General features: G+C 57.8%; 29 protein-coding genes, 1 tRNA gene, 1 pseudogene and 1 riboswitch. Of the genes and pseudogenes, 16 read left to right on the plus strand and 15 right to left on the minus strand.

Translation table 11 applies throughout. The features are described 5' to 3' along the window. Positions 1-10 precede the first annotated feature (10 nt). Complete coding sequence (locus ACTJJ1_RS09990) at positions 11-799, plus strand: inositol monophosphatase family protein (protein WP_004946490.1); 789 nt, start codon at positions 11-13, stop codon at positions 797-799. Between the two features lie 93 nt (positions 800-892). Here the strand turns inward: ACTJJ1_RS09990 and gap are convergent, their stop codons facing one another. The 4 genes from gap to ACTJJ1_RS10010 form a co-directional block, all read right to left on the minus strand. Further along, on the minus strand, positions 893-1903 hold the full coding sequence (gene gap, locus ACTJJ1_RS09995) for a type I glyceraldehyde-3-phosphate dehydrogenase (RefSeq protein ID WP_004946495.1): 1011 nt from the start codon (positions 1901-1903) through the stop codon (positions 893-895). A gap of 80 nt (positions 1904-1983) precedes the next feature. Next, positions 1984-2958, minus strand: coding sequence for a GlxA family transcriptional regulator (locus ACTJJ1_RS10000; RefSeq protein ID WP_440833408.1), 975 nt, complete (start codon positions 2956-2958; stop codon positions 1984-1986). 76 nt (positions 2959-3034) lie between these two features. Further along, positions 3035-3769, minus strand: coding sequence for an SDR family NAD(P)-dependent oxidoreductase (locus ACTJJ1_RS10005; RefSeq protein WP_202291880.1), 735 nt, complete (start codon positions 3767-3769; stop codon positions 3035-3037). A 26-nt stretch (positions 3770-3795) separates the two neighbouring features. After that, positions 3796-4818, minus strand: coding sequence for an LLM class flavin-dependent oxidoreductase (locus ACTJJ1_RS10010; protein WP_004946504.1), 1023 nt, complete (start codon positions 4816-4818; stop codon positions 3796-3798). A 159-nt stretch (positions 4819-4977) separates the two neighbouring features. Continuing rightward, a riboswitch (TPP riboswitch) is annotated at positions 4978-5080 on the plus strand. A gap of 62 nt (positions 5081-5142) precedes the next feature. Between ACTJJ1_RS10010 and ACTJJ1_RS10015 the strand changes: the two genes are divergently transcribed. The 4 genes from ACTJJ1_RS10015 to ACTJJ1_RS10030 are packed head-to-tail and all read left to right on the plus strand — an operon-like array spanning position 5143 to position 8286. Next, a complete protein-coding gene (locus ACTJJ1_RS10015) occupies positions 5143-5823 on the plus strand; it encodes a TenA family protein (RefSeq protein WP_440833410.1) in 681 nt (226 codons plus the stop codon). Next, positions 5820-6560 carry an ABC transporter ATP-binding protein gene (locus ACTJJ1_RS10020; protein WP_440833412.1) on the plus strand — a complete coding sequence of 247 codons (741 nt, stop codon included), beginning with the start codon at positions 5820-5822 and terminating at the stop codon, positions 6558-6560. The genes ACTJJ1_RS10015 and ACTJJ1_RS10020 overlap by 4 nt, the downstream gene beginning before the upstream one ends. After that, positions 6557-7324 (plus strand): ABC transporter permease, encoded by a 768-nt coding sequence (locus tag ACTJJ1_RS10025; RefSeq protein WP_004946512.1) that lies wholly within the window; start codon positions 6557-6559, stop codon positions 7322-7324. Before ACTJJ1_RS10020 ends, ACTJJ1_RS10025 begins: the two co-directional genes overlap by 4 nt. Positions 7325-7350: 26 nt before the next feature. Beyond that, positions 7351-8286, plus strand: a complete 936-nt coding sequence (locus tag ACTJJ1_RS10030) for an ABC transporter substrate-binding protein (protein ID WP_202291874.1) — start codon at positions 7351-7353, stop codon at positions 8284-8286. Between the two features lie 69 nt (positions 8287-8355). Here ACTJJ1_RS10030 and ACTJJ1_RS10035 read toward each other — a convergent pair whose 3' ends face one another. Then, positions 8356-9087, minus strand: a complete 732-nt coding sequence (locus ACTJJ1_RS10035; RefSeq protein ID WP_004946517.1) for an ABC transporter substrate-binding protein — start codon at positions 9085-9087, stop codon at positions 8356-8358. A gap of 298 nt (positions 9088-9385) precedes the next feature. Here ACTJJ1_RS10035 and opgB point away from each other — a divergent pair, with 298 nt between their 5' ends. Together opgB and ACTJJ1_RS10045 are read left to right on the plus strand one after the other, a co-directional pair. Continuing rightward, positions 9386-11689, plus strand: a complete 2304-nt coding sequence (opgB, locus tag ACTJJ1_RS10040) for a phosphatidylglycerol--membrane-oligosaccharide glycerophosphotransferase (protein WP_440833415.1) — start codon at positions 9386-9388, stop codon at positions 11687-11689. Between the two features lie 279 nt (positions 11690-11968). Further along, a complete protein-coding gene (locus ACTJJ1_RS10045; RefSeq protein WP_004946522.1) occupies positions 11969-13429 on the plus strand; it encodes an AMP nucleosidase in 1461 nt (486 codons plus the stop codon). Between the two features lie 41 nt (positions 13430-13470). On the opposite strand, the gene nac is transcribed toward ACTJJ1_RS10045, so the two are convergent. After that, positions 13471-14394, minus strand: a complete 924-nt coding sequence (gene nac / locus ACTJJ1_RS10050) for a nitrogen assimilation transcriptional regulator NAC (RefSeq protein WP_006326378.1) — start codon at positions 14392-14394, stop codon at positions 13471-13473. Between the two features lie 351 nt (positions 14395-14745). On the opposite strand from nac, the gene ACTJJ1_RS10055 reads away from it, so the two are divergent. Continuing rightward, positions 14746-14821, plus strand: a tRNA-Asn gene (locus ACTJJ1_RS10055). Positions 14822-15057: 236 nt separating this feature from the next. Here the strand turns inward: ACTJJ1_RS10055 and ACTJJ1_RS10060 are convergent. After that, entirely contained in the window at positions 15058-16017 is a 960-nt protein-coding gene (locus ACTJJ1_RS10060; RefSeq protein ID WP_004946529.1) for a quinone oxidoreductase family protein, read from the minus strand. Between the two features lie 149 nt (positions 16018-16166). Further along, positions 16167-16556 carry a RidA family protein gene (locus ACTJJ1_RS10065; protein WP_004946530.1) on the minus strand — a complete coding sequence of 130 codons (390 nt, stop codon included), beginning with the start codon at positions 16554-16556 and terminating at the stop codon, positions 16167-16169. Positions 16557-16698: 142 nt separating this feature from the next. Here ACTJJ1_RS10065 and ACTJJ1_RS10070 point away from each other — a divergent pair, with 142 nt between their 5' ends. Then, entirely contained in the window at positions 16699-17619 is a 921-nt protein-coding gene (locus tag ACTJJ1_RS10070) for a LysR substrate-binding domain-containing protein (protein ID WP_440833418.1), read from the plus strand. Between the two features lie 289 nt (positions 17620-17908). On the opposite strand, the gene ACTJJ1_RS10075 is transcribed toward ACTJJ1_RS10070, so the two are convergent. Together ACTJJ1_RS10075 and ACTJJ1_RS10080 are read right to left on the minus strand one after the other, a co-directional pair. Next, a complete protein-coding gene (locus ACTJJ1_RS10075; protein WP_440833634.1) occupies positions 17909-18688 on the minus strand; it encodes an SDR family oxidoreductase in 780 nt (259 codons plus the stop codon). Beyond that, the gene (locus ACTJJ1_RS10080; protein WP_440833420.1) at positions 18688-19014 is read right to left on the minus strand and encodes a nuclear transport factor 2 family protein; all 327 of its coding nucleotides are present in this window, start codon (positions 19012-19014) and stop codon (positions 18688-18690) included. Before ACTJJ1_RS10080 ends, ACTJJ1_RS10075 begins: the two co-directional genes overlap by 1 nt. A 90-nt stretch (positions 19015-19104) precedes the next feature. On the opposite strand from ACTJJ1_RS10080, the gene ACTJJ1_RS10085 reads away from it, so the two are divergent. Continuing rightward, positions 19105-19431, plus strand: coding sequence for a winged helix-turn-helix transcriptional regulator (locus ACTJJ1_RS10085; RefSeq protein WP_440833636.1), 327 nt, complete (start codon positions 19105-19107; stop codon positions 19429-19431). A gap of 256 nt (positions 19432-19687) precedes the next feature. Here the strand turns inward: ACTJJ1_RS10085 and ACTJJ1_RS10090 are convergent, their stop codons facing one another. Next, positions 19688-20158 (minus strand): DUF1203 domain-containing protein, encoded by a 471-nt coding sequence (locus ACTJJ1_RS10090; RefSeq protein WP_020453886.1) that lies wholly within the window; start codon positions 20156-20158, stop codon positions 19688-19690. A gap of 235 nt (positions 20159-20393) precedes the next feature. Here ACTJJ1_RS10090 and ACTJJ1_RS10095 point away from each other — a divergent pair. Next, positions 20394-20528 (plus strand): annotated as a pseudogene (locus ACTJJ1_RS10095) (ABC transporter substrate-binding protein); the annotation flags it as partial. A gap of 142 nt (positions 20529-20670) precedes the next feature. Continuing rightward, a complete protein-coding gene (locus tag ACTJJ1_RS10100) occupies positions 20671-21105 on the plus strand; it encodes an SRPBCC family protein (RefSeq protein WP_020453887.1) in 435 nt (144 codons plus the stop codon). Between the two features lie 66 nt (positions 21106-21171). On the opposite strand, the gene ACTJJ1_RS10105 is transcribed toward ACTJJ1_RS10100, so the two are convergent. The 4 genes from ACTJJ1_RS10105 to ACTJJ1_RS10120 all read right to left on the minus strand — a co-directional run bounded on the left by ACTJJ1_RS10105 (position 21172) and on the right by ACTJJ1_RS10120 (position 24418). Further along, positions 21172-21915, minus strand: a complete 744-nt coding sequence (locus tag ACTJJ1_RS10105; RefSeq protein ID WP_062792308.1) for an SDR family oxidoreductase — start codon at positions 21913-21915, stop codon at positions 21172-21174. A gap of 57 nt (positions 21916-21972) precedes the next feature. Continuing rightward, positions 21973-23076, minus strand: coding sequence for an alkene reductase (locus ACTJJ1_RS10110; protein ID WP_004946559.1), 1104 nt, complete (start codon positions 23074-23076; stop codon positions 21973-21975). A 54-nt stretch (positions 23077-23130) separates the two neighbouring features. Next, on the minus strand, positions 23131-23712 hold the full coding sequence (locus ACTJJ1_RS10115; protein ID WP_440833423.1) for a TetR/AcrR family transcriptional regulator: 582 nt from the start codon (positions 23710-23712) through the stop codon (positions 23131-23133). Between the two features lie 64 nt (positions 23713-23776). Continuing rightward, entirely contained in the window at positions 23777-24418 is a 642-nt protein-coding gene (locus tag ACTJJ1_RS10120) for a TetR/AcrR family transcriptional regulator (protein ID WP_110605849.1), read from the minus strand. 87 nt (positions 24419-24505) lie between these two features. Between ACTJJ1_RS10120 and ACTJJ1_RS10125 the strand changes: the two genes are divergently transcribed. The 4 genes from ACTJJ1_RS10125 (at position 24506) to ACTJJ1_RS10140 (ending at position 26707) form a co-directional block, all read left to right on the plus strand. Next, positions 24506-25156, plus strand: a complete 651-nt coding sequence (locus ACTJJ1_RS10125; protein ID WP_051170097.1) for a TVP38/TMEM64 family protein — start codon at positions 24506-24508, stop codon at positions 25154-25156. A gap of 1 nt (position 25157) precedes the next feature. Continuing rightward, complete coding sequence (locus ACTJJ1_RS10130) at positions 25158-25541, plus strand: nuclear transport factor 2 family protein (RefSeq protein ID WP_004946569.1); 384 nt, start codon at positions 25158-25160, stop codon at positions 25539-25541. A gap of 72 nt (positions 25542-25613) precedes the next feature. Next, positions 25614-26000: a nuclear transport factor 2 family protein gene (locus tag ACTJJ1_RS10135; protein ID WP_004946573.1), complete on the plus strand. Its 387-nt coding sequence runs from the start codon at positions 25614-25616 to the stop codon at positions 25998-26000. Positions 26001-26047: 47 nt separating this feature from the next. Next, positions 26048-26707 (plus strand): NAD(P)H-binding protein, encoded by a 660-nt coding sequence (locus ACTJJ1_RS10140; protein ID WP_440833426.1) that lies wholly within the window; start codon positions 26048-26050, stop codon positions 26705-26707. The last annotated feature ends 1 nt before the right edge of the window (position 26708 follow it).

Raw genomic sequence — 26708 nt, forward strand, 5'->3', positions numbered from 1 at the left:
AGGATCTGCTATGAACGAACAAATCTCCCGGCGTCTGGCGCTGGCCGAACGGGTGGCGCGCGAGGCGGGAGCCAAGGCGCTGGACTATTTCAACCGTCGCGAAAGCCTGGTGATCGAAACCAAACGCGATGCGCAGGACGTGGTATCGATTGCCGATCGCGAGGTCGAGCTGCTGATCCGCGGACAGATCGCCCAGGCGTTTCCGGACGACGGTTTTCTCGGTGAAGAGTTCGGCCTGCAACCCGGTGGCTCGGGCTATCACTGGGTGGTCGATCCGATTGACGGCACCAGCCCCTTCGTCAACGGCATGCCGAACTGGTGCGTGTCCATTGCCGTCATTTATCAGGGCGAGCCGGTGATCGGCGTGATCATGGCACCCTGCCAACAGGAATGCTTCGTCGCGGCGCAAGGCGCGGGTGCCACGCTCAATGGCAAACCGCTGCATGTGGATCCGGCGCGCACCTTGCAAAACCACATCACCGGGTTTGGTGCCAACAGCTATGTGGCGCCTGAACGCGTCGGTGAAATCGCCGCCGAGATCACGGCGGTCGGCGGCAATTTCTTCCGCAACGGTTCCGGCGCCATGATGCTGGCATGGGTCGCCGCCGGGCGGCTGGTCGGTTATTACGAACCTTATATGCACGCCTGGGACTGTCTGGCGGGTTATTGCCTGGTGAACGAAGCCGGCGGCTGGACGCATCCGTTTAACGCTCAAGGGGAACAGCTGTTGCGCGGCGCGCCGGTGCTGGCGGTGGCCCCTGGGGCCAAAGACGAGTTAATGCGTATCGCGCGGTTATGATACTGCGCTGAAAAAAATCGTCCCCTGAGGGGACGATTTTCTGGCGTCTGACATGGCGGGCGCAGCATACTGCGCCCCTGCTCGGGTAACCGACTACAACCCGCGTTTTTCCATCAGCAACGCGAGATCGACCAGGCGGTTGGAGAAACCCCATTCGTTGTCGTACCAGGCCAGGATCTTGACCAGCTTGCCGCCGATAACCAAGGTAGACAGCCCGTCGATAATGGACGAACGCGGATCGCCTTTATAATCGCTCGACACCAAAGGTTCGTCGCTGTAGCCAAGGATCCCCTTGAGCGGCCCCGACTCCGCCGCCTGGCGGAAGGCGGCGTTGATTTCTTCGCTCGTCGCTTCGCGTTTCAAGGTCACCGTTAAATCAACGATAGACACCACCGGGACCGGCACCCGCAGCGAGTAGCCGGTCAGGCGGCCATCCAGCTCCGGGATCACCTTGCCGAGCGCTTTGGCCGCGCCGCTGGAGTAAGGCACAATCGACTGAGCGGCAGCGCGCGCGCCACGTAAATCTTTTTCCGGCTGATCGTGCAGCGCCTGGCTATTGGTGTAGGCGTGGGTGGTGTTCATCAGGCCGTATTCAATGCCGAAGGTCTGATGCAGCACCTGCGCAGCAGGCGCCAGCCCGTTGGTGGTGCAACTGCCGTTACTGACCACCCGATGCCTGGCCGGATCGTAATCCTGATGGTTAACGCCCATCACTATGGTGATGTCGTCGTTCTTGGCCGGCGCCGAGATGATAACGCGCTTGGCGCCACCTTTCGTGATGTGCACCTCGGCCTGGCTTTTGTCGGTAAAAAAGCCCGTCGCTTCGATCACGATGTCGACGCCGACGCTGTTCCACGGGATTGCGCCAGGATCTCTTTCAGAGAAAACATGAATCGGTCGGCCATCCAGCAGCAGCTGGTTTTCACCGGCCTCGACGCTGGCGGCCAAGGTGCCTGACAGCGAGTCGTATTTCAGCAGATGCGCCAGAGTTTTGCTGTCGGTCAAATCGTTGATCGCGACAACCTGAAAGTCACTGCGCCCTAATGCCGCACGTAAAACATTGCGCCCGATTCTGCCGAAACCGTTAATGCCTACTTTGACCATGATCTACCCCTTCGTTATTGTCTCTGCCTGCCAATCTAGCCGGGAGAGACGCATGGCGTAAATGACGTTTATAGATCAATTTACGCCAAATTGCGCGAGTGGAAACGATCGCGGTACTCGGTAGGCGTCAGTTGCAGGTTTCTTTCGAACACGCGCCGCAGGTTGAGGCCATTGCCGAAGCCGGTGGTCACGGCGATATGCTCGATGCCTTCCGCACTCTGCTCCAGGCGCTGCCGGGCGGTATGCAAGCGCCCTTCTTCGACGAATTTGGCGGGGGAGATGCCGGTCTCGCGGGTGAAGACGCGCGTAAAGTTTCGCGGGCTCATGGCGACCCTTTCGGCCAGTTTCTCAACGGAAAGATCGCCGTCCAGGTTTTCCAGGATCCAGGACTGGAGATCGCGGATCGGGCCAGGCGTTTTGGCCTGATTCAACGGATAGCGGCTGAACTGCAACTGCCCGCCGGGGCGACGAAGAAACATCACCAGATCTTGCGCCACTTCGCGTGCCTGAATAAAACCGTAATCGTCTTCCACCAGCGCCAGAGTGAGATCGAAACCGGAGCTGACGCCGCCGGAGGTCCAGACGGGCCCGTCCTGAACGTAGATCGGCCCGTTTTCGACCTTCACCTTCGGGAAACGAGATTGCAGGGTATCCAGCAAGCGCCAGTGCGTCGTCGCCCGGCGCCCTTCGAGCAAACCGGCCTCGGCAAGCAACAAGGCCCCGCCGCAAACGGAAGCGATACGGCGTGCGTTGGGGGCGGCGCGACGCAGCCAGTCTGCGACAAACGCGCCTTCTTCCTCGGTCGCCCCCTTTCCGGTGACAATGACAGTGTCACGTTCCTGTTCAGGGTCGAGATCGGCAAGGCGGTGATCGGCCAGCAAATTCAATCCTGATGACCCATGCACCACCCGATGAGATTGCGTGGTGGCAACCTCAATCCGATAGAGCGGAGCGTCGTTGGGCCTCAAGCGGTTGGCTTGCATCAGGATGTCGGCGATACCCGCCGACTCAAACAGCATGCCCCCTTCGGGGACGATAATCAGGAATGTATGCATGGCTTTAAAATACAATTTGAGCAAAATAAGTCAATAACGCGCATTTCATGCCACCCTGGCGCCACCGATTTTCCGCTCAGGATATCGCCAGCGCAACGCCGGTAACGCGTTCGAGTTCCGCCAACAGCGCATCCTGAAAAGCCGGATCGCGCGCGGCGGCATGCGGCTCCAGACGGCGCTGGTGATGCCAATAACCGCCGGAAACGCCGGCCTGCGCATCTTCGCTGGTGACCAGCCACTCTTGCGTCAGGTGCCCCAGGCGCAGATCGTCGGGCGCATTTTCGCCGCCCATCTTGGTCGGCACCCAGCCGGGATCGACCGCGCTACTGACCACGCCCGGCCAACGCCGGGCTACGGCGGCGGCGAGCGCCGTCACCCACAGTTTGCTGTCCGAATAGGAGACGGCTGCGTGCCCGCGCCAGTCCACCTTTTCCAACGCGGCGCGGCCGTCAAAATGCATGCTGCTGCTCAAATACACCAAACGCGACGGGCGAGCGATAAGCGCCGTCAGCAGATAAGGCGCAATCACGTTGACCGCCAGCACCTGCGGCCCGGTGAAGACACCGGCATTGTGAATGACCGCATCCGGACGCCCGATGCGGTTCACCTGTTCGGCCACCTCTCGAGTCTGCTGCAGATCAGACAAATCGCCGGTGACCGCCAGCGCGCCGCGGTCCAGCAAATCGCGCACGCCGTGAAGCCGGCCTGGCTCGCGCGCGTGAACGATCACCTGATGCCCTTCGCCCAGCAAGGTTTCCGCTGCCGCGCGCCCCAGCCCGTCCGCCGAGCCGGTAATGAAAATACGAGACATGGCCAGCTTCCTTTATTGTTGAGACATCAACGCCAGCCCAGCGCCGGAGCGACATGGGTGAGGATCGATTCAATCACGTGCGCGTTGTAATCGACGCCCAACTGGTTAGGCACGGTTAACAGCAAGGTGTCCGCCTCGGCAATGGCTTCGTCCTGCGCCAGCTGTTTGATCAGTTCTTCCGGTTCGGCGGCGTAGCTGCGGCCAAAAATCGCCCGGGTTTGCTGGTCGATATACCCGACCTGATCGCCTTCCTTGCCGCTGCCGCCGAAGTAGCTGCGGTCCTGCTGGTTCATCAGCGCAAAGATGCTGCGGCTTACCGACACGCGCGGTTCACGCGGGTGGCCCGCCTCTTTCCAGGCGGCGCGGTAAGCGCGGATCTGCTTGGCCTGCTGAATGTGGAAGGGCTCGCCGGTTTCGTCGTTTTTCAGCGTCGAGCTTTGCAGGTTCATCCCCAGTTTTGCCGCCCACACCGCCGTGGCGTTGGAGCTGGCCCCCCACCAGATGCGATCGCGCAGGCCGGCGGAAAAAGGTTCGATGCGCAGCAGCCCCGGCGGATTGGGGAACATCGGCTGCGGGTTCGGCTCGGCAAAGCCCTCACCGCGCAGCGCATCGAGCAGCACCTCGGTGTGGCGACGGGCCATATCGGCCTCGGTCTCGCCTTCTGCGGGCGTATAGCCAAAATAGCGCCAGCCTTCGATAACCTGCTCGGGCGAACCGCGGCTGATGCCGAGTTGCAGCCGTCCGCCTGAAATCAGATCGGCGGCTCCGGCGTCTTCCACCATATAAAGCGGGTTTTCATAGCGCATATCGATCACGCCGGTGCCGATCTCAATGCGCTGAGTTTTGGCGCCGACGGCGGCCAGCAGCGGGAACGGGGAACTGAGCTGGCGGGCGAAGTGATGCACGCGGAAATAGGCGCCATCCGCCCCGAGCTCCTCTGCGGCGACCGCAAGATCGATGGATTGCAGCAGCGCATCCGCCGCCGAACGGGTGCCGGACTGTGCCGAAGGCGTCCAGTGACCAAAAGAGAGAAAGCCGATCTTCTTCATGGGAGTGTTCCTCAGAGTCAACATTACCGGATTACAGTGCAAAAATGCCGCCGCCGGTGCCAGAGAAATCGTCGCGAACCGCACTAAACGAACCGATTGCCGCTCCCGTCGTTCCCCCTCGTCCGAGCATTGTAATCAAAAAGCAAATATCGTATAACAGGCTCCTCCGAGGGGTGTCCTGTTACGGGCTGAGATGGCGCAAGCCGAACCCTTTGAACCTGATCTGGGTCATGCCAGCGAAGGGACGGGTCGGCAATCACTCTCTCGGTCATTGCCTGTTCATACCTCAGCGCGCCCGGATCTCCACTCACTTTTGGAGGTCCCATGTTTACTCCCCTTTTCGATAACGGTCTTTACGGCCGGCTGCGCCAACAGGCAGACGCGGACTGGCAGGACTACGTTGCTCATCCTTTTATTCGGCAACTGGCCGCCGGCACGCTGCCTGAATCCGCGTTCCGCCGCTATCTGACCCAGGATTATCTGTTCCTGATCCACTTCGCCCGCGCCTACGCCCTGCTGGTGAGCAAGCTGCGCACGCTGCCGGAGATGCGCGCGGCCACCGCTTCGCTCAATGCCATCGTCGCCGAACTGCCTTTGCATCTGGCTTACTGCGCCGGTTGGGGGCTGGGCGAATCCGAGATTGCCGCCGAACCCGAGGCGGCGGAAACCCTGAACTACACCCGCTATGTGCTCGATATCGGCCACTCCGGCGATGCGCTGGATCTGCTGGCGGCGCTGATGCCCTGCGTCGCAGGTTATGCCGAGATTGGCCTGCGCCTGCTTGACGACCCGGCGACGGTGATGGAGGGCAATCCTTACGCCTCGTGGATCCGCAACTATGGCGATAAAAACTACCTGGCCGGCGTGCAGGCGGCCCTCGACCTGCTGGAGAGCGTGGGCCGGCAGCGTGGCGCAGAAAGCCGCTTTGCAGAGCTTGCGGGGATTTTCACCACCGCCACCCGGCTGGAGTCCGCCTTCTGGCAGATGGGGTTGAACGCCTCATGAGTGACCGCATCGCGCCGCCCGGCATTCAGGTGCGGGATCTCAGCCTGCGTTTTGGCCGGCAGGTGATTTTCGATCGGCTGAGTTTCGATATTGCCGGCGGCAGCGTTGTCGCCCTGCTCGGCGCCAGCGGCGCGGGCAAAACCAGCCTGCTGAAGATTATCGCCGGGCTGATGCGGCCCACCGACGGTGAGGTGACCGGCAGCGATGGCCTGCCGATAGCCGGCCGCATCGCCTATATGGGGCAAAAGGACCTGCTCTATCCGTGGCTGACCGTCGCCGAAAACATCAGCCTCGGTGCGCGGCTACGCGGTGAAAAAGCTGACCGGGAATGGGCCGGGCATCTGCTCGAGCGCGTAGGGCTGAGCGGTTACGCCAAAGCCCTGCCCTCGGCGTTGTCCGGCGGCATGCGCCAGCGCGCCGCCATCGCGCGCACGCTGTATGAACGCCAGCCGATTGTGCTGATGGACGAACCCTTTTCGGCGCTGGACGCCATCACCCGCGCCATGATCCAAACCCTGGCGGCCGAGCTGTTGGCGCAGCATACCGTGCTGCTGATTACCCATGATCCGATGGAGGCCTGCCGCCTGAGCCATCGCCTGCTGGTGATCTCCCGCTACCCTGCCGGCATTGACGATACGCACGTCATCAGCGGCCTGCCGCCGCGCGCGCCGGACGATCCCCATCTGCTGAAAAGCCAGGGCGAGCTATTGCAGCAACTGATGAGGGCCGCCGAATGAAGCTACGGGTTGAAAACCGCCTGTCGCGGGTGCGCCGCAGCCTGACGGTGTTCGCCGGTTTACTGCTGCTGTGGTGGCTCATCACGTTGGGCGATATTCCCGCCTTTTTGCTGCCTTCCCCCTCTGCGGTGGCGCAGGCGCTGTGGAGCGGGCGCGCCTATCTTGCTTATCACACGCTGATCACCGCCTCGGAAATTGCCTGCGGGCTGGGGATTGGGGTATTGCTCGGCGCCGCGCTGGCGCTATGCATGATCTATTCGCCCCGTCTGCAACGCTGGCTGATGCCGCTGGTGCTGACCAGCCAGGCGATACCGGTGTTTGCGCTGGCGCCGCTGCTGGTGCTGTGGTTCGGCTTTGGCATGAGCGCCAAAGTGGCGATGGCGGTACTGGTGATCTTCTTCCCGGTCACCTCCGCGTTCTTCGATGGGCTGCGCCGGGTCAATAACGATTATCTCGATCTGGCCCGCACCATGGGCGCTTCCCCCTGGGCACAACTGCGCCATGTGCGGCTGATGGCGGCGCTGCCGGCCTTTGGTTCCGGGTTGCGCATGGCCGCCGCCGTCGCGCCCATCGGCGCGATTATCGGCGAATGGGTCGGCTCGGCGGAAGGGTTGGGCTACGTGATGCTGAACGCCAACGCGCGCATGCAGACCGACGTCTGCTTTGCCGCGCTGTTTATTCTGGTGCTGATGACCGTCTTGCTGTGGATGACGGTGGATGCGCTGCTGCTGCGCCTTATCGACTGGGCGCCGGAAAACGACTGATAACTTTTTAACGACTGGGGTAAGAAATGATCAAGCAAACCTTCTGCGGGCTGATGCTCAGCGCCGCTCTGGCCGGCAATGCTGCCGCCGCCGAAAAACTGACGCTGGTGCTCGACTGGTATATCAATCCCGACCACGCACCCATCATGGTGGCCGAGCAAATTGGCGCCTTCAAGGCCGAAGGCCTCGAGGTCAAGATTGTGCCCCCTTCCGATCCGGCGCTGCCGCCGCGCCTGGTGGCGGCAAAACAGGCCGATCTCGCCATCACCTATCAGCCGCAATTGCACTTCTTCGCCGATCAGGGCCTGCCGTTGGTGCGCGTGGGCACCCTGATTAACTCACCGCTCAATACCCTGATGACACTGGATAAAAGCATCACCTCGCCGGCGGATCTCAAAGGCAAAAAAATCGGCTATTCCGTCAGCGGCATCGAGCAGGCCACGCTGGCCACCATGGCCAAACATGCGCATATCGACCCGAACGACATGAAGCTGATTAACGTCAATTTCCAACTGACCAGCGCTCTGTTGGCGGGCCAGGTCGATGCGGTGATCGGCGGCTATCGCAACATTGAAGCGCTGGAGCTGAAACTGCAGGGGAAAAATCCGGTGGTGTTCAACGTCGAAGACTACGGCGTGCCGGCCTATGACGAACTGATCATCGTCGCCAACCGCGACGCGGTAGCCGAGCCGAAGATCAGGAAATTCCTCGCCGCGCTGAAAAAAGGCAACGATTACCTGCAGGCTCACCCACAGGAAACCTGGCTGGCCTTCGCCAAAACCCATCCGGAGCTGAACACCGAACTGAACAAGCAGGCGTGGCAGGCGAGCTTGCCGCTGTTCGCCACCGATCCGGCCAAACTGGACACCGCGCGCTACCAGGCTTACGAACAATTCCTGTTCGACAACAAACTGATCAAGAAAATCACCCCGGTGGAACAATACGCCGTGGAACTGCATTAAAGGTTATTCGCGGGGGCGCTGTATGCAGCGCCCCTACCCTTGAACAACAAAAACCCGTTGCCAGCCGCCTCACGCCGCAGGCGCCACCGTCACCTCGCCCTGCCCGCTGCGCTTCAGCGCCTGCTGCACCAACCCGCTGGCCTTGCATCTTTCCACAAAACAGCGCACATAGGCTGCCCCCTGCTCTTTACCGCGCGGCACCGCCATCGCCTGGTGAATCGCGGTAAAATGCCCGTCCAGCACCCGGTATCCCGGGTTCGCCGCAGCGGCGGCAAGCAGCGGTTGACGCACGCCCGCAGCGGCGTCCAACGCTTGCTCGAAGAATAAGGTGATCGCTGCGGGAGAAGTCTCTGCCCGCACCAGCTGCGCCTGCTTTAAAGTACGCGACAGATACAGGTCATAGGCCGCGCCCTGGCCCACCGCAATGCGTATGCCAGGCCTGTCGAGCTCGGCAACCTGCCTATAAGGCGCCTCCTGCGCCACCAGATAGGTGCCCTCAATAATGACGTAAGGCGCACTGAAGGCGATTTGCTCCGCCCGCACCGGTTCGATGGCCATAAAGGCGACATCCCAGGCGGCGGTTTCCAGCGCGGCGAAAACCTTGCCCGCCGCATCATAGGTCACCAGCTCCAGCGCTACGCCCAGCTCATGCGCCAGTGCGCCGGCCAGCGTGACCGACACGCCTTGCGGCTCCCCATCCGGCCCCCATTGCGCCAGCACCGGATTGCCTAAATTGATCGCCGCGCGCAGCACGCCCTGCGGTGCCAAATCATCCAATACGGCGGTGGAAATGCTCTGCATGTTTTCTCCTGAACAGGTTAATGCGCCTCGCCGGTCTGCAATCAGCGCCATTCATTAATGGTAGAGCCAAATGCCCGGTGAGCAATATTTCAGCGACCCACGCCTCTCAGCAGTGACCAGGGTCACAATATTGTCACAAAATTGTTCATTCGCGTCTGGCGGCCACCCCGCTGTGCAAACGCGCATTGACCCTGGCGCGTTCAATGCGCTATACCCTTCCTCTTTCGCGCTGCGACAGGGCCAGCAGCCTTTGCCAGGGCAGTTAAGATTTTCTTTTTAACCAGACAGGGTACGGTGGATGGTTTCAGCATTAGTCTCGTTCGCACTTTTTTTAGCCTCAATCTTGATCTACCGGAACAAGGCCGCCGCCAACCGCTGGTGGCTTTCCATTTTGCTGATCCTGCTGGGCAGCTATCTGATCCTCAACGTTATCCTGATCGCCAGTAACTATTTTACCGGCGACGGCATCACCGATGCGGTGATCTACACCCTCACCAGCAGCCTGAAAGGGGCCGGCGTCAGCAAGTACGTGCTGCCGTTTATCGGCCTGCTGGCGGTGCTGGCGTTGATTTTCGCCGTGTTGGCCTGGAGCCTGGTGCGCCACAAAGCAAAAGGCAGCAGCGTGGTTTACAGCGTGCTCGCCGTACTGCTGGCGCTGTTCTCCGTCGGCACCACCCCGGCTTTTCAGGATATTTCGCTGCTGCTCAGAAGCCAGATTACCGGCGACACCGCCGATTTTTACACCTACTACAAAGCGCCGAAAAAGAGCCTGCAGGGCAAAGCGCCGAACCTGGTGTACATCTATGCCGAAAGCCTTGAACGCACCTATTTCGACCCGGAAGTCTTCCCCGATCTCGCCGACGAGCTGAATCGGCACCGTGAAAACGGCATCGATTTCAGCAATACCCAGCAGTTGCCGGGCACCGGCTATACCATTGCCGGCATGGTGGCTTCGCAGTGCGGCATTCCGCTGTTCGCCCCGTTCGACGGCAACGCCTCCAGCGCCGTTTCCACCTTCTACCCGGAAAACGTCTGCCTGGGCGACGTGCTGAAAGCCGCCGGCTACGACAATTATTTCTATCAGGGCGCCGAACTGGCCTTCGCCGGCAAAGACACTTTCCTGAAATCGCACGGCTTTGACCACGCCTACGGCTACAAGGAGTTGCGCGAACAGGTCCGCGATCCGGGCTACAAGAATGACTGGGGCTGGTACGACGATACCGTGCTGGACGTGGTTTTCGACAAGTTCGTCGAGCTGTCGCAGCAGAACAAGAAGTTCTCGCTGTTTGCGCTGACCGTGGACACCCACCACCCGGACGGGTTTATCTCCGCGAGCTGCAGTAAAAAATCTTATAGCCGGCAGAACAAAGAGAACCGTTCTCTGAGCGCAGTGGCCTGTAGCCAGCAGCATATCGCGGCCCTGATCGACAAAATCAAAGGGTCGGAATACTTCAAAAACACCGTGATCGTGGTGTCTTCCGATCATCTGGCGATGAACAACACCGCCTACGACATTCTGACCAAACAAAAGCGCCGCAACCTGTTCTTTATTATCGACGGCAGGCAGCCGCAAAGCGCGCAGCATAACGAAAAGCGCAGCACGCTGGACAACGGCGCCACTGTGCTGGACGTGATGGGCGGCGACAACTATATCGGCCTCGGCCGCAGCAGCCTGTCCAGCCCCACGCTGGCTACCGTCTTCTTGAATATCGAAGAAAAAATCAACGGTTGGAAACCGGCGGTGGTGAAGCAATGGGGCTTCCCGAACAGCATTTCCGACTACCAGTTGGATACCCAGCGCAACAGCTTCACTTTCTCCGGCATCAGCTTTAAGGTGCCGTTTATCCTCAAGGTGACGGACAATAAAATCGAACCCATGTTTAACGTCTATCTTTCCACGCCGCTGAAAAAGCAGCTCGCCGGCCTGGGGGCGGGTGAAAAGTTTGTCTGGGTAGATAAATGCTATGAGATTGGCCGGGTGTGGGCGCCCGAACTGGCGCTGAGCACCGACACCTGCGTGGCCTCCGGCAATCTGGCCGCTCCGCCGCATATCGTGCAGGCCAAGGGCGGCAACTACCGCGGCAAAGTCAGCTTTACCGAGCCTGCAGCGGACAGCGTTGCCGCTTACCAGAACGCCGTCGACAAGCTCAAGGTGGACGACGCCGCCGTTAAATATCAGGCGGACGCCATCGCCTTTATGCTGCCGGGCATGCCGCAACAGGTGAAGGCAATCACCGGCGTATCCAGCGTCGAGGACTGGGGCCGCTGGTCGGACGCCAACCTCGCGCCGGCAGTGAACATCGACTATGTCGCCCCGCTGCCGCCGACCTTCGATCTGGTGCTGCGCGCCCGTGCCTACGGCAAAAACGTCGGTGCGCCGATCTCGGTGCGCGTAGGCGACGAAGAGCAGTTCGTGTCGCTCGGCGAGCAGGACACCACCGTCACGTTGCGCTTCAACAACCCCGCCGGCGCGCAAAACATCAGCATTACGCCACCGGCCCCGACCGAACCGCAGGAAGGCGCCAGCGGCGGCTTTACCCCGAAAAAACGCGGCATCGGCCTGGTTTCGCTGAAGGTGGAACAGGCAGAGCCGGCCTCCTGATCTCAACGCCGCAGCGGCAGCCCTGCCGCTGCGCTTTACTTTTTCTCCGGTTCCATTTCGGCAAAGCTTTTGCGCCCAGCTTCAGCTAACCTGTTGTGATAAATTGCTATAACCAAATTAGTTGGCGTTACCTCAAGGCAGTAAGAGCCTGACTCCCCAAGGGCTGACTCACGTCAGTGACGGGGGTGAATGCTCGCCGCAAACGCAGAGGTAACGTCAAATATGAAGGGTATATCGGCATGCCTCCCGCCGCAGGGACGGGAGAACCAAGGAGAGAGAATGAGTAGTCACCAATCCGGCACCGGCCTCACCCCCGCTCAGGCGATCGACCAGTTGGAAGCGCTGTATGACGCCTCTGTTACCGCGCTGCGCCAGGCGGTGGGCGATTTTATCAGCCACGGCAGCGTGCCCGACATACAAACCCGCGCCGCAGGGCTGTTCGTCTACCCCGAGCTGCGCGTAAGTTGGGACGGCCAGAAAACCGGCCAGAGCAAAACCCGCGCTTTCGGCCGTTTTACCCATACCGGCCGCTACACCACCACCATTACCCGTCCGCAACTGTTTCGCAGCTATTTGACCGAGCAACTGGCAATGCTGGCGCACGACTACGACGCCCATATCGAAGTGGCGCCTTCACAGCAGGAGATCCCTTTTCCTTATGTGATTGACGGCTCGAACCTGATGCTGGATCGCTCGATGAGCGCCAGCCTCGCGCAGCATTTCCCCACCACCGAGCTGGCGCAAATCGGCGATGAAACCGCCGACGGTCTGTTCAACGCCACCAGCACTTTCCCGCTGTCGCACTTCGACGCGCTGCGGGCCGATTTCTCGCTGGCGCGGCTGCGGCACTATACCGGCACCCCGGTGGAGCATTTCCAGCCCTTCGTGCTGTTCACCAACTACACCCGCTATGTGGATGAATTTGTCCGCTGGGCCTGCGCCGAGATAGCCAACCCGGACAGCCCTTATATTGCGCTGTCCAGCGCCGGCGGCATTTACATCACGCCGGAAACCACCGCGCCGGAACAGGCGGTGTCCGATCTGGCCTGGAAAAACCACCAGATGCCGGCCTACCACCTGATTTCGCGCAACGGCCAGGGCATTACGCTGATCAACATCGGCGTCGGCCCGTCCAACGCCAAAACCATTTGCGACCATCTGGCGGTGCTGCGCCCCAGCGCCTGGCTGATGATTGGCCACTGCGGCGGGCTGCGCGAAAGCCAGTCGATCGGCGACTACGTGCTGGCACACGCCTACCTGCGTGACGATCACGTGCTGGACGCGGTGCTGCCGCCGGATATCCCGATCCCGAGCATCGCCGAAGTGCAGCGCGCGTTGTATGACGCCACCAAAATGGTCAGCGGCATGCCGGGCGAAGAGGTGAAACAGCGCCTGCGTACCGGCACCGTGGTGACCACGGACGATCGCAACTGGGAGCTGCGTTACTCCGCCTCGGCGCTGCGCTTTAACCTCAGCCGCGCGGTGGCGGTGGATATGGAAAGCGCCACCATCGCGGCGCAGGGTTACCGCTTCCGGGTGCCTTACGGCACGCTGCTGTGCGTTTCCGACAAGCCACTGCACGGCGAAATCAAGCTGCCGGGCCAGGCCAACCGCTTCTATGAGGGGGCGATCTCGGAACACCTGCAGATAGGCATTTGCGCCATCGATCTGTTGCGCGCCGAAGGCGACAAGCTGCATTCGCGCAAGCTGCGCACCTTCAACGAGCCGCCGTTCCGCTAACCGGCCCTTCAGGCCCACCCCACGTGGGCCTTTTTAAATCCCTATTGCACCAGCGCCAGCGTGCGTTTTTCCTGGCTGCGGCCAGCGGCAATCGACAGCAAAATATCCTTCACCACCAACGCCGGTGCGGAAAGCGATTGCTGGCTGGAAATGCACAGTGAAAGCGGCACGCTCAGCGCCGGAGCGGCGATACGCGCCATCCACGCCTTGGCCGGGCCAATCATCGCCCGCGCAACGGATTCCGGCAGAATGGTCGCCCCCAGGCCGCTGGCGATGGCCGCGCTCAGCGTACTGGGGGATTCGATTTCGCCAATCACGTTGGCGGCCAGCAAGCGCTGCGCCATCGCTTCATCGACCTGCGTGCGCACCACATCGCCCTCGCGCGGCAGGAACAGATTCAGCCGCGCCACGTCCAACAGATCGACGCTGCTACCGGGGCTTGGCACCGCACGCGTCGCCACCAGATACAGATCTTCCTTCATCAACGCCGTGGCCTGCAGGCCGTCGGGCATTTTAGCGCCGTAGATCACCGCCATATCCAGGCTCTGGCTGGCTACCTGCCCGGCCAGCATCGAACCTATGTTCTCGTTCAGGCTGAGTAAAATCCCGGGATGGCGGTCACGCACCGCCTGCAACAGCGGCAGCGCAAGTTGCGCAGCCATGCTGCCCGGCGCCAGCCCGACGGAAACCTGCCCGCTCACCGCCTGGCCTGCGCCTATGACCGCGCTCTGCGCCTGTTCGCACTGGCGCAGAATGGTTTGGGCGTGGGCATAGAGAATGTTGCCGGCTTCGGTGGGCTGCACGCCGCGCTTGGTGCGGATCAGCAATTGTTGCTTCAGCTCCCCTTCCAGCGTCGCCAACTGTTGGCTGAGTGCGGGCTGCGCGATATGCAGCACCTCCGCCGCCTGGGTCAGGCTGCCGATATCGACGATTTTCACGAAATATTTTAGACGTCTGAGATTCATATTGCCTCCGTCGAGCCGCTGAACTGCGTATGGCAAAGCCATGTTGACAACAGAACTGCAAAATCCGGGCCAGCGTAACGGAATAAGAGAAAGCGCTAACTAATCGACGGAAAAATAAGAAAAAATGATATTTGCGCGACCAGACGCCGACATGCAACCGGCGGCAAGTGAAGCAGGCTTGCACCACCACAAGGCATCTCGCGGCCCACCGTGGGCCGTTGTGCAGCGCTGCACCAATAAAAGCGATAAAAAGCAGCAGGTTGAATAATCTTGCAGCAAACGGAACGGCGAGACGTTTTCACGCTTTACAAGCCCGGGCCACGCCGCTATTATTCGCCCCGTTCACACGATTCCTCTGTAGTTCAGTCGGTAGAACGGCGGACTGTTAATCCGTATGTCACTGGTTCGAGTCCAGTCAGAGGAGCCATATTAGAGAAGCCCGCTCAGGGAAACCTGAGCGGGCTTTTTGCTTTTTGGCGTTTTTGACCGGCGGTTATGAGCGAGGAGCGGACCTTAAAAGGTTGAAATACGCTAGGCAAAGTCGCTACTTTTAGACGCATCAATAATTCAGGATTTCCTTTTGCCCTATCCCTGACATCTGAACTTAGCCTTGCACCAGAACCCAGTAATTAGCCCAGCGCACTCATACTGGTCAAACGCGCCTCATGGCTTCATAACGATGCGGCCAAGCGGTTTCGCTGTCTCGGCAAATTCGTGGGCCGCGGCAGCGTTGGCCAGGGAGAAGATGCGGTCAATGACAACCCTGATGCGCCCTGCCGCCACAGCCTGCAACATGTCGTCCACACTTGCCCGAACTCCGGGCCTTTCAAAAAGGGGCCCCATAAATACCCCCATGAGTGTTTGGTTAGACTGCATTGGCGGCCACAAGTCGACAGTCAGGCTACCACCGCCCGCATTACCGACGAAGACGAGACGTCCTTCCGGAGCGAGTGCAGAAAGCGAAGCAGGCAACGTCGTTCCCACCGGATCAATGACGAGGTCAACACCGGTGCCATCGGTGTACTGTCGGACACTGTCCACGACGTTATTCTCTGCACGATCCACGACATGATCGGCACCCAGTTCAAGCAACCGGCCTCTTCGCTGCGTTCCGCTTGCCACGGCGATGACCGTCGCGCCTGCTTGTGAGGCAAGCTGAACGGCTGCGAGCCCCACACCACCCGCTGCTGCCTGAATAAGGACGGTTTCTCCCTGCCGGAGCATGCCTCGTGTGAAAAGACAATGATGCGCGGTTCCAAAAGAAATCGGCAACACAGCCGCTTCTGCCATATCCACCCCATCGGGTATAAGCCAGGTTCGTTCCGCGGGCACAGCCCAACGTTCCGCATGTGATCCCTGCATGTTAAAAGCGGCGACTCTGTCCCCAACCGCACGGCTACGGACTTTCGATCCGACCGCAATAACTGTGCCCGCAGCCGCATAGCCGACGATCCATGAAGGAAGAGGCGGCGGAGTTGAACGGCGGTTGATCAGATCTCCACCCTCAATCGAGATAGCCTCGACAGAAATCAGGATGTCGTCAGGCCCTGTGACCGGATCTGGGATATCGACATATTTCAGGACGCCGGGAGCGCCTTCCACGTCATAAACCGCTGCTTTCATAAATTTTCCTTTGTCTCATCAGTAAATCCGGCCCCGTCTGGCAAACCATCCCGATCCGGCATATAGCACGTCAGAAATCTCTCTGTTGCCTCTACAGGCAGCGCGGGCTGCCCTGTTGAATTTTCGACGGACGGAAAGACCCGTAACGCTTAGGGCAGCCTGGCAATCACCTTAATCTCAAACTTGAATCCGTAAAGCCACGTCACGCCGATCCCGGTCAACGTAGGGTAAGGCGCTTCCCCCCAATATTCTGGCAGGATACTCCAGATAGCATCGAGGTTTGACTCGGGATCGACGACAAAGAGGGTAACGTCAACCACGTCACCGAACGTGCAGCCCGCAGCCGTGAGAACAGCATTAAGATTGTTGAATGCCAGCCTGACCTGCGCTTTTAGATCGTGCTCAGGCGAACCATCCTCGCGGCTACCAACCTGCCCCGAAACGAACAAGAAACCGTTGGATTTGATGGCCGGTGAATAGCGATTGCGCTCATAGAGCGCCTGCCGACCGATAGGAAAAACTGCTTCGCGTGCTGTCATGTTTGTACCTTTGCAATGGGGCGAAATCTACCCGGTGAACATCAAGACACTTTACAGGTGCCAGATCGGGTGGATAAACAAGCGACTTTGTTCATCATTGTTTGTAAAATCCAAACAATCGGTGAAATAGAGAGGATAAGGAATGGATCGTTTCGATGCGATGCGCGCCTTTGCTCGCGTGGTGGAGGCCGGTAGCTTCACAAAGGCTGCCCAAACGCTTCATATAAGCAAAACTACGGTGACGCAACTCATTCAGCAATTGGAAGCGCGCCTGCGTGTCAAGTTGCTCCATCGCACCACCCGCAAGCTTGGTGTCACTCCCGATGGCGCGGTCTACTACGAACGCGTCATCCGCCTGCTGGCGGACATGGAGGATGCTGAAAACAGCCTGTCCAGTGCGGCGATTACGCCCAGGGGACGGCTACGGGTGGATGTGCCCAGTCCGCTGGCCCGCCTCATCCTGGTGCCGGCGCTACCGGCTTTCCACGCACGCTACCCTGATATCCAGTTCGACATGGGCGTGAGTGACCGGGTGGTGGATCTGATCGGCGACAACGTGGATTGCGTCCTGCGCGGTGGCGAAATCAACGACCTGTCCCTAATCGCACGCCATGTCGGCGATTTGCAAATCGGCGTCTACGTCGCCCCCAGTTATGTGGAACGCCTTGGAGCCCCTACACACCCGCGCGAGCTGGAAAACACTGACCATCGCATAGTGGGATTCATGTCCTCACGCACCGGTAAGATTGATCCTCTGGTACTGCGCAGAGAGAGTGAACATATTGAAATCACGGGCAACTATGTACTTGCCGTGGATGATGGCAATGCTTACCTCGAAGCTGGGTTAGCCGGGTTAGGCGTGATTGCGCTGCCAGTCTATATGGCGACAGCACATCAGGCTTGTGGCTCCTTGATTCCGCTATTTGAACATTGGCGTATTAATCCAATGCCCCTGTACCTGGCATTTCCGCCGAACCGCCATGTCAACGCCAAACTGCGAGTTTTTATTGATTGGATCGTTGAATTGATGCAGCAGCATGTCCCCCATTCCAACAATAAGTAACGACGTCCCGGCCATTCGCTCATCAGCGTCGATTGGTGGTCATTCTGGTGGTCTTGACAGCAAGGGAATTCAGATTCAGCTTACTTATTCGCCAGTTACTGGCAAAGGCGATCCCAGTCAGAGGAGCCATATTAGAGAAGCCCGCTCAGGGAAACCTGAGCGGGCTTTTTGGCGTTTTTGACCGACGGTTATGAGCTGTGAGTTCAACGGGTCGATGCAACGCTATCCTTTATCTTGGAGGGCGCAAGCCTATCATTCGCTACCAGCATGAGCCGATTAAGATACTTGTCTATACAGTCGGGATGGTGCCGCCATCTATCACATATTCAGTGCCGGTGATGGCGGCAGCATAAGATGACGCCAGGAAGGCAATGAGATTAGCCACCTCAATGGGTTTTGAAGGACGCCCCAGCGGAATACCCCCGAGTGCCTTCATGATGATCTGCTTACCGCCTTCGTAATCCGTTCCAGCCTGCTGCGCCAGTCGTTCCGCCAATGCCACCGAAGCTTCGGTTTCGACCCAGCCGGGCGCGACGCGAATCACCCGAACGCCCTTCGGCGATACTTCTTTCGACAGGCTTTTGCTGTACGCCGAGAGCGCCGCTTTCGCTGCCGCATAGCCGGTGGTTGATTCCGGTAACGGCAGTTCACGCTGGATAGAAGTGACGTGAATGATCACCCCGCCACCCTGGGCCAACATCCCTGGCAACAGCGCACGATCCAAACGTACCGCGGGCAACAGATTGAGATTGAGTTCTTGCTGCCACTCCTCTTCGCCCAACGCCGCAAAGCCACCGCCGGGTGCGGTAGAACCGCCCGCCACATGAACGATGACGTCGACCCCGCCCAGGTGTGTCTGAACGGCTTCCGCCACTGAGGCACAGCCTTTGACCGTAGTCAGGTCCGCCGCCACGAAGGCGTCTGCGATACATTCCGTGGGCGCGTGGCGCGCAGTGGTTAACACTCTGGCGCCCTGCTGTTTTAACAGCCCGACGACCGCCTTACCGACACCTTTGGTGCCCGCGGTAACCAGCACGCGTTTACCCTGGAAATCAAGATCCAACGACATCATAGAATCTCCAGGGTGTTGATCTTGTCGCCGACCAGGCCGAAAGCATGTTTAAGCACTACCGGGCTGCCGGGAAAGTTACCGACGACGTTCGAAGTGACCGTCACCCGGTCGCCTTCGGCAAGAACCTGAATCGGCTCAACGCTGTAGTCGAACGCAGCCTGCGCGGCACGTTGCCATGCCTCGATCGCTGCGTGCCCCTGATGGGTTTTACCTTCGTCGATCACGACGGCATCGGCGGTAAAACACTGCTTAATGCCGGCGATATCGGCACCATTGCTGATCGAGAAATAGGTAGAGATAGCCGGCGGTAGTGATAATGACATGGCTCTGTACTCCCGTTATTTACAGTACGGATATCTTCAACATAGACTGTGAAATTGACAAGTACGCACGAAAAAGTGAGTGACTGAATGGTGAGTAAGTTATATAGCCCGGAATCGGCCGCAAGCGGCGTGGAGCAGGTCCTGCGGCTGCTGGAAGGCCGCTGGAAATTAATCATTCTTTTTCATCTGTTCGACGGGAAAGTACAGCGCTATTCCGATTTTGAAAAACTGATCCCCAGCATTTCGCAAAAAATGCTGGCGCAGCAACTGCGACAGTTGGAAGCCGACGGGATCGTGTCGCGGACGGTGTATCCCCAGGTGCCGCCGAAAGTGGAATATCGGCTCACTGAGTGGGGGCAAGCGTTGTGCCCTGCTCTCGATGCAATGCTGAAATGGGCGGAAAAACGCGAGGTTTAACCGGCCCAAAAGCTTAGTCGATTGAGACGTTACCTGATTGCGTTGATTCTCGGGACACAGAAATTGCCGAAGTAGCAAGAGTGGCCGGTTCCGGTTTACTGCTGCACCATAGACCTTATCGACGTCCGCTCCCGGCACCAAGCCGTTGGCCGGACCTATACCGGCCGGCTCTGAGTGAGGAGCCGACTGAGGGGGCATAGGGTAAATAGCCCAGTGAACGGCAAAAGGTGGAATAATAAATTTAATGCCAGAGGGTTCACCTAAAACGCTCGGCAAGACAGGCATAGCACCCCTGTTTTGCATTATGTATCTGGATATAACTGATCGCCGGGTCGTTGAAAAAACGGCCTATCAGATTTTCTGCAGACTTTCCTTCACAGAGATCCGCTTGTCTTAGAAAATGGTTTTCGTCGTAAGCTCGCAATGAAAGGATCCGACTTGTCATAACTTCAGGTAACTCATTGATGTAGATACCCTGCTCAGTACATCCCTCCCAGATGTATATTGCATGAGAGCCGAAATAAGGGGTATCGGCCGGTTGGTATATATGGTTAATCAGAAGCGCGTTTTCTCCAGCAGGAATATCACGCAACGAAATTCTGTCAGGGTAGCCAGGATAGCTATCCACTGTATTTCTTACTGCACCCTGTCTTTTTAGATAGGACTCGCTCTGCCCGAAAAGATGGGTAAACTGCCCGGCTTGCAGGCCTGAAATTTTGTATCCCATAACTTTCTCCCGTTGTTGTCATAAATACAGTAGCTTTCATTCTCGGGAGGTGCTCGCTGTTTTAGGACATGTAAACAGCGGTGATGCAGCTGTATAAAAGCGGACTCTATACAATTGAAAGTGATGCTTTTAAGAGGCGCTCCCCTCCTACTTACCCTAATGAAAGATACTGTAAGCTGTGCAGGGCGTACGCGAATATAGTGCATGTTCGACTGCCCATTTTGATGAGCCCCAAAGCCAGCTGTTCAAAAAACCGGGTATCGAAGACCAGGTAAAAGAGAAGGCGCACATGATTGAACGCCCTCCGATGGCATCCGAGGTGGCGAAAGGGAAATATGCGGTAGGTTTCCAGCAAGTGAGTGAACTGCTACGTAGTCACAATCTTGATTCAGTTGCTCACGCGGGTACGTTTCTGTTGACTTGTTATGTAGCGATCACTAAAAATAAAGAATGCATTACTTAGTGAATGATACAAAACATTCTGAAGCTGTAATTTATCTGAAGAGAGAATCATGGAAAGCACTGTCGCATCGCTGGTTATACAGCGTGATATTGAAGAAGTCTGGGCCATCATTGAAAAGTTTCACGCACTTTCAACGTGGCATCCCGCCGTAGTAAGCAGTGAGTTTGAAGAAGGCTATACCGAAGATGTTGTAGGGGCGGTGCGCCGGGTTATCCTTGGAAGTGGAGCCTGTGGAACGGAAAAATTAATCCGTAAAGACAGTGAAGCATATGTTTTGACCTATTCCTTTGAAACAGCACCTCTGCCTGTTGAAAATTATCTTTCTACCATACAGCTGTTACCGACCCGTAATCCGGGGAACACGCATGTTGTCTGGTCCGCCTCTTTTGACTGCAAACCTGATTTGTGCAGTGAGATGCGCAGGGTGCTGGAGAATGATGTTTATTTGGCTGGAATTAAAGCCTTGCAGACAGCGACCGTCTGACGACGATAGGCTGAAGTCGTTTATTTCCAGAGCTGAAGTGGCAGCCAGCCTGCTGCCACTGTTGATTTACCAGTTCTGTTTCGTAGGGGATACGATAAGATCGTTGACCGTCACGTTCTTAGGCTGGTTGAGAGCGTAGACCACCGCATTTGCCACATCCTGCGGGCTGATAGCAATTTTTGTCAGCTCCTGCGCCACCTTACGTCCTTCCGGATCACTCACCTTGTCAGCCCATCCCGTGTTAATCACGCCCGGGCTGATGGTATTGACCCTGATGCCCTTATTCACACCCAGATCCTTACGCATAGATTCCGTCATTGCGTGTACAAAGAATTTGGTCGCACTGTACACACCCGCGCCGGCATCAACCTGGTGCCCAGCGACAGAGGCCATGTTCAGGATCTGTCCGTCATTTTTGCTGAGCATGACCGGGAGTACGGACGCAATGGCATTCAGATACCCCTTGATGTTGACGTCGACCATCTTGTTCCAGTCGTCCCACGCGATGTCACTCCAGGCTGAAAATAGCATCAGTCCGGCGTTGTTAATCAGGATATCAACAGAACCGTAGGTGTCAGTAGCATGCTTTACCAGCGCCTGTGTGTCTTCAAGACGAGTCACATCAGTCACAAGACCGGTAGCATGGCCGCCGGCTGACTCAATATCCTTTACCAGCCTATCAAGGCCGGTCTGATCCAGTGCTGCGGCTACGATATTCACGCCATGACGTGCAAGTTCCAACGCGGTTGCGGCGCCAATGCCCGACGACGCGCCAGTAATAACAGCGGTTTTATTCTGCAGGTGATTCATATTCTTATCCTTCTTTATGAGGTACAGCCGGCGGGAAGATCCCGCCAGTTTTATTTATCAGTAATTCCCTTCGGGCCAGTCGGTGTAACCTTTCGCACCACCGCCGTAGTAGGCTTCTTTCGGCGCGATGGTCAGCTCGGCACCATAACGCAAACGCTTAACCAGATCCGGGTTGGAAATAAACAGGCGGCCGAGGGCGACGGCGTCGATTATCCCGGCATCACGGCGACTGATGGCCATCTCAAGGTCGTAGTTGTTGTTACCGATAAACGGACCGCTGAACTGCGCGCTCAACGCATCCATATCCACGTCAGCAGGCACGTTACGCGACGTTGCCGTTGCCCCTTCGACGAAGTGCAGGTACGCCAGATTAAAGCGGTTAAGTTGCTGGATCAGATAGCCATACATCGCCATCACGTTGCTGTCCGGCGCCGTGTTGCCGGCGTCAGGGGTAACCGGTGACAGGCGGATGCCTACGCGGTCATTGCCCCATATGTTGACGATCGCTTCAGTGACTTCCAGCGTCAGGCGCGCGCGGTTTTCAATAGAGCCGCCGTAGGCGTCGGTGCGTTGATTGGTTGAATCGCGCAAGAACTGATCGAGCAGGTAGCTGTTTGCAGAGTGCACTTCTACGCCGTCAAAACCTGCGCGCAGGGCATTTTCAGCGGCACGTTTATACTGCTCAATAATGCCCGGAATTTCATCGGTTTCGAGCGCACGCGGCATCGAGACCGGCACGAAACCATTAATGGTATAGGTCTGGCCTTCGGCCTTGATAGCGGAAGGGGCGACAGGACGCTCGCCGTTGGGCTGCAGTTCAACGCTTGAAAAACGGCCTACATGCCAGAGCTGACAGACGATTTTTCCGCCTTCAGCATGCACTGCATCGGTGACCCTTTTCCAGCCGGCGACCTGTTCGTCATTCCAGATACCCGGCGTTGCCGCATACCCGCGGCCCTGAGCTGAGATGTTTGTGGCTTCTGAAATAATCAGGCCGGCGCTGGCGCGCTGAGCGTAGTAAGTCGCATGTAACTCATCCGGTACGCCGTCTTCACCATAGCGGCTGCGGGTTACAGGCGCCATAACAATACGGTTAGCCAGCTGAAGTTTCCCCATTGTCACAGGGGAAAAGAGATCGGTACGGGTGCTGTTATCAGTCATGGTTACTCCAAAATAGTTGACCGGTCGTCTAGTAAATTAGTAAAAAAAACGCGGCTACGCGAGCAGCCGCTTTGTTGCACTCATTGCTTTGTCGAACGCCTGTTCAGGCGTATGAATTTTTGCCATCAGGGATGCGCCCAGCCACAGCTGGTAAAGCTCTTCTGCAAGAGCCTCTGCATCCACACCCGATGGCAGGGAGCCATCCTCCTGCCCCTGATGTATGCACGCCGTGATCTTCTGAATAATTTCACGGGTTCCGTTTGCCAGGACGCTTCGCATGCTGTCGTATTGGTCGCAAACTTCTGCCCCAAGTTTGACGACCAGACACTTGCTTTCCGGCAGATCGGCTCCCTGCGTGGCTCTCCAGAATGCAAAGTAGCGCAGAAGGCGCTCTCTGGCCGGCTCGCTGCCGCACAGCTGCTCTTCAACCTGAATGAGATAATGGCTGAAGTAATGTTCCAGCAGGGCTTCGGCAAACTCTTCCTTGGACTGGAAGTAGTAATAGAACGATCCTTTAGGAACGCCGGCGGCTTTGACAATCTCAGCCAGGCCGACGGCGCTGTAGCCTTTATGTGTGACAAGCGTCCGGGCAACATCAATGATGTGCTGACGCATGTTAGCCGTTTGTTTTTTCATAGTCCGCATAGCATAGTGAAAAAACTGACCGGTCGTCTAGCTTTGCGGTTCGCATTTTGTGCGGTCATTTTTTTCCGCCCGGGAGCAGATGTGAAGCATACCGCCCGGTTATCCTCAGGCTTTCAAGTGTGGCCCCGTCTTTAGCCTCGATCGACATACCCTCCAGGAGCGTATTCAGAACCGTGGCCAATGCAGCGGTACTGGTATTCACCGGCAGTTGCTCTTCACGAACTGCCCTGCTCAGCCGTTTTTCAAACAGATCTTTTCCTTCCTGCCTCAGTTTGCTTACTGCCTCCACAACGTCAGCGGACTCCTGGGAGACGTTGATAGCTGCAAGTACCACCATGCAGCCGCATGGTGCGGAAGGCGAAAGCAGAATATCAGCCGCTTCGCTGAAGAATTTTTCAATCGCCTGCGTGATATCAGGCTCCTTTTCAAGCCGCTCCCAGGTTGCCTTCCAGTAAACCCTTTCGTAATAGCTCACGGCCTCCAGAAAAAGTTTCGCCTTGTTACCGAAGGCGGAATAAAGGCTGGGCGGATTGATTTCCATCGCAGCGCAGAGCTCGGCTACCGAGGCTGGCTCAAACCCTTTACGCCAGAAAATGTCCAGCGCTCTGAGCAGGGCCCAGTCACGATCAAAGCTGCGCGGCCGGCCTTTTGGCTTCTCGCCAGTGGCACCTGCGTTTTTCGTCTTCATGTCGGGCATACAATCATTCTCTTGACACATTACATAGCAATCACTATACAATAATAACATTACTTAGCGATTACTACACAATGCATGAGACTCCCTATGTCAGAACTCGCGTTCTCCTTCAGCCATTATCTGCAGTCCTCCGGAGAGGCAGGGGTTGTGTTGTATTTCGTTATTTTTGTCACTGCGACGCTGATGTTTTTCCCGGCTTCTCTGCTGACCGCGCTGTCCGGGTGGCTGTTCGGCGCTACGGGAGGAACCGTGCTGGCTCTGCTAGCGGGCACCACCTCCGCTCTGGTCGCGTTTTGCCTCAGTAAAAGTCAGTTATTTCCGACAGCATCGCGCGCTGCAGGCCGGAACCGCTATCTGAAAACTCTGCTTTCACTGTCGCATAACAATGCCCTCCTGCTGATCTTGTTGCTACGCCTGAGCTCGGTCCTGCCGTTCACGCCGCTAAATTACGTGCTTGGGATCAGCGGTGTATCGCTAAGAAAGTACACGGCAGCGACGGTGTTTGGCCTGATCCCCGGCACGTATGTGTATGCCGCTGCCGGGAGTGTTATTTCTGACGTCCAGGTGCTTCTGCGCGGCGGGGTCAGCGCCGGGGATGTTTTACAGCGAGCGGATGTGTTAACCGGCATGGCAGTTGCTATGGCGGGTCTGATGCTACTGTTCGTCATAAAAAAGATTTTCAACCGCATAGCGGGCATCCATGCGGATACCCGTAACAACACAATCGGAGACAGATGATATGACCGACTTAACTTATGTGCAGGAATATAACGCCATCGTGGAAGTACTCAGCAAATATAACGAAGGCGGAAAGCAGGCAAAGAGTGAGGTAATGAAGCCCGCTTTCAGCGACCAGGCAACGATTTTTGGTGTTGACGCTGATGCAAATCTCACGGGCGGTCCGATCCAGGGCCTCTTCGACACCATTGACACCGCGTTCCGGCCTTCACCGGAGGCGAAGGCCGCCATCGTATACGTCGACATCGTGGGCACCGCGGCAAGCGCACGTATCGATACCGACGATATTTCAGGCTTCCGTTTCACGGACTTTTTCAACCTGCTGAAGGTCAACGGACACTGGACCGTGGTGAGCAAAATTTACCATACCCACATAGCTTCCTGACATCAGCCATAGCCCCACATCCGCCGTGTCTGGCTGTCCGACAGACGCGGTGGAACCAGCCGAGGAAAAAACATGAGCGAAAATATCAAAATCGTCCCCACCTCTGCCTATGAGGCCGTACTCGACACCGCGCGTCGTTACGTTGATGGTCTGAGAAAAGGCTGTGCAGAAACGGTGGCAGAAGCGTTTCATAAGCATGCCGTCATGTACGGATTTACAGACGGTGAACTGCTGGGAGGATCTGTCGACAACCTCTATAAATTCGTTCGCGAAAACGGCAGCGCGCCGGAGATCGTAACGCATCTGGATGTGCTGGCCATCACCCCGACCACGGCGGTGGTGCGTGTGGACATGGAAAAGGATGCTATCGGTGCCGACTACAACGACTACCTGACCCTTATCCTAATCGACGGCCGCTGGCAGGTCATTGCGAAAGTCTATCACCAGTTTAAGAGCTGACTGCCGGCGATTTTCTGCAGAAAACAGGTAACGCAAAGGAGTTATCCATGAGTGCAGTTTTCATTATCGGAGGTGCAGGCAAGGTGGGCCTACGCCTGTCTAAAATTCTTGCTGACAAAGGACAGGCTGTTCATGCGCTTCACCGTTTGCCGGAGCAGGCCCAGTTTATCCGCCTGCAAGGAGCGAAGCCCGTCAGTGGGAGCCTGACGGAGCTTGATGCCGAAGCCCTTGCGACGGTCATGAAAGGCTGTGATGTGGTGGTATTTTCGGCCGGTGCCGGAGGCAAAGGCGGTCCGGAAATGACAAATGCCGTTGACGGCGAAGGTCTGAAGACCGCAGCAGAGGCGGCAGCGCTGGCCGGAATTTCGCGCTTTCTGCTGGTTTCGGCATTTCCGGAGGCCTCGAGGGGTGAAACCACCTCTGCATCTTTTGAAAACTACATGCGGGTTAAAAAGCAGGCCGAGGTAGTGCTGGCCGAAAGCGCTTTGGACTGGGTCATTCTGCGGCCCGGCCTGTTGCGGGACGACAAAGGATCGGGATTTGTCCGTACGGGGCTGGCCATTCCTTACGGTGAGGTTACCCGGGATAACGTGGCGGCCGCGCTGGCTGAAATTATCGGGCAGCCCCGGGTCAGCCGCCTCATCATTGAGCTGACCGACGGTGAGGTACCGGTCCGGGAAGCGATACAGCAAATGGCAGGACGCTGAA

It is taken from the genome of Serratia sp. 22264, from assembly GCF_052045345.1.
Taxonomy (GTDB): Bacteria; Pseudomonadota; Gammaproteobacteria; order Enterobacterales; family Enterobacteriaceae; genus Serratia; species Serratia plymuthica.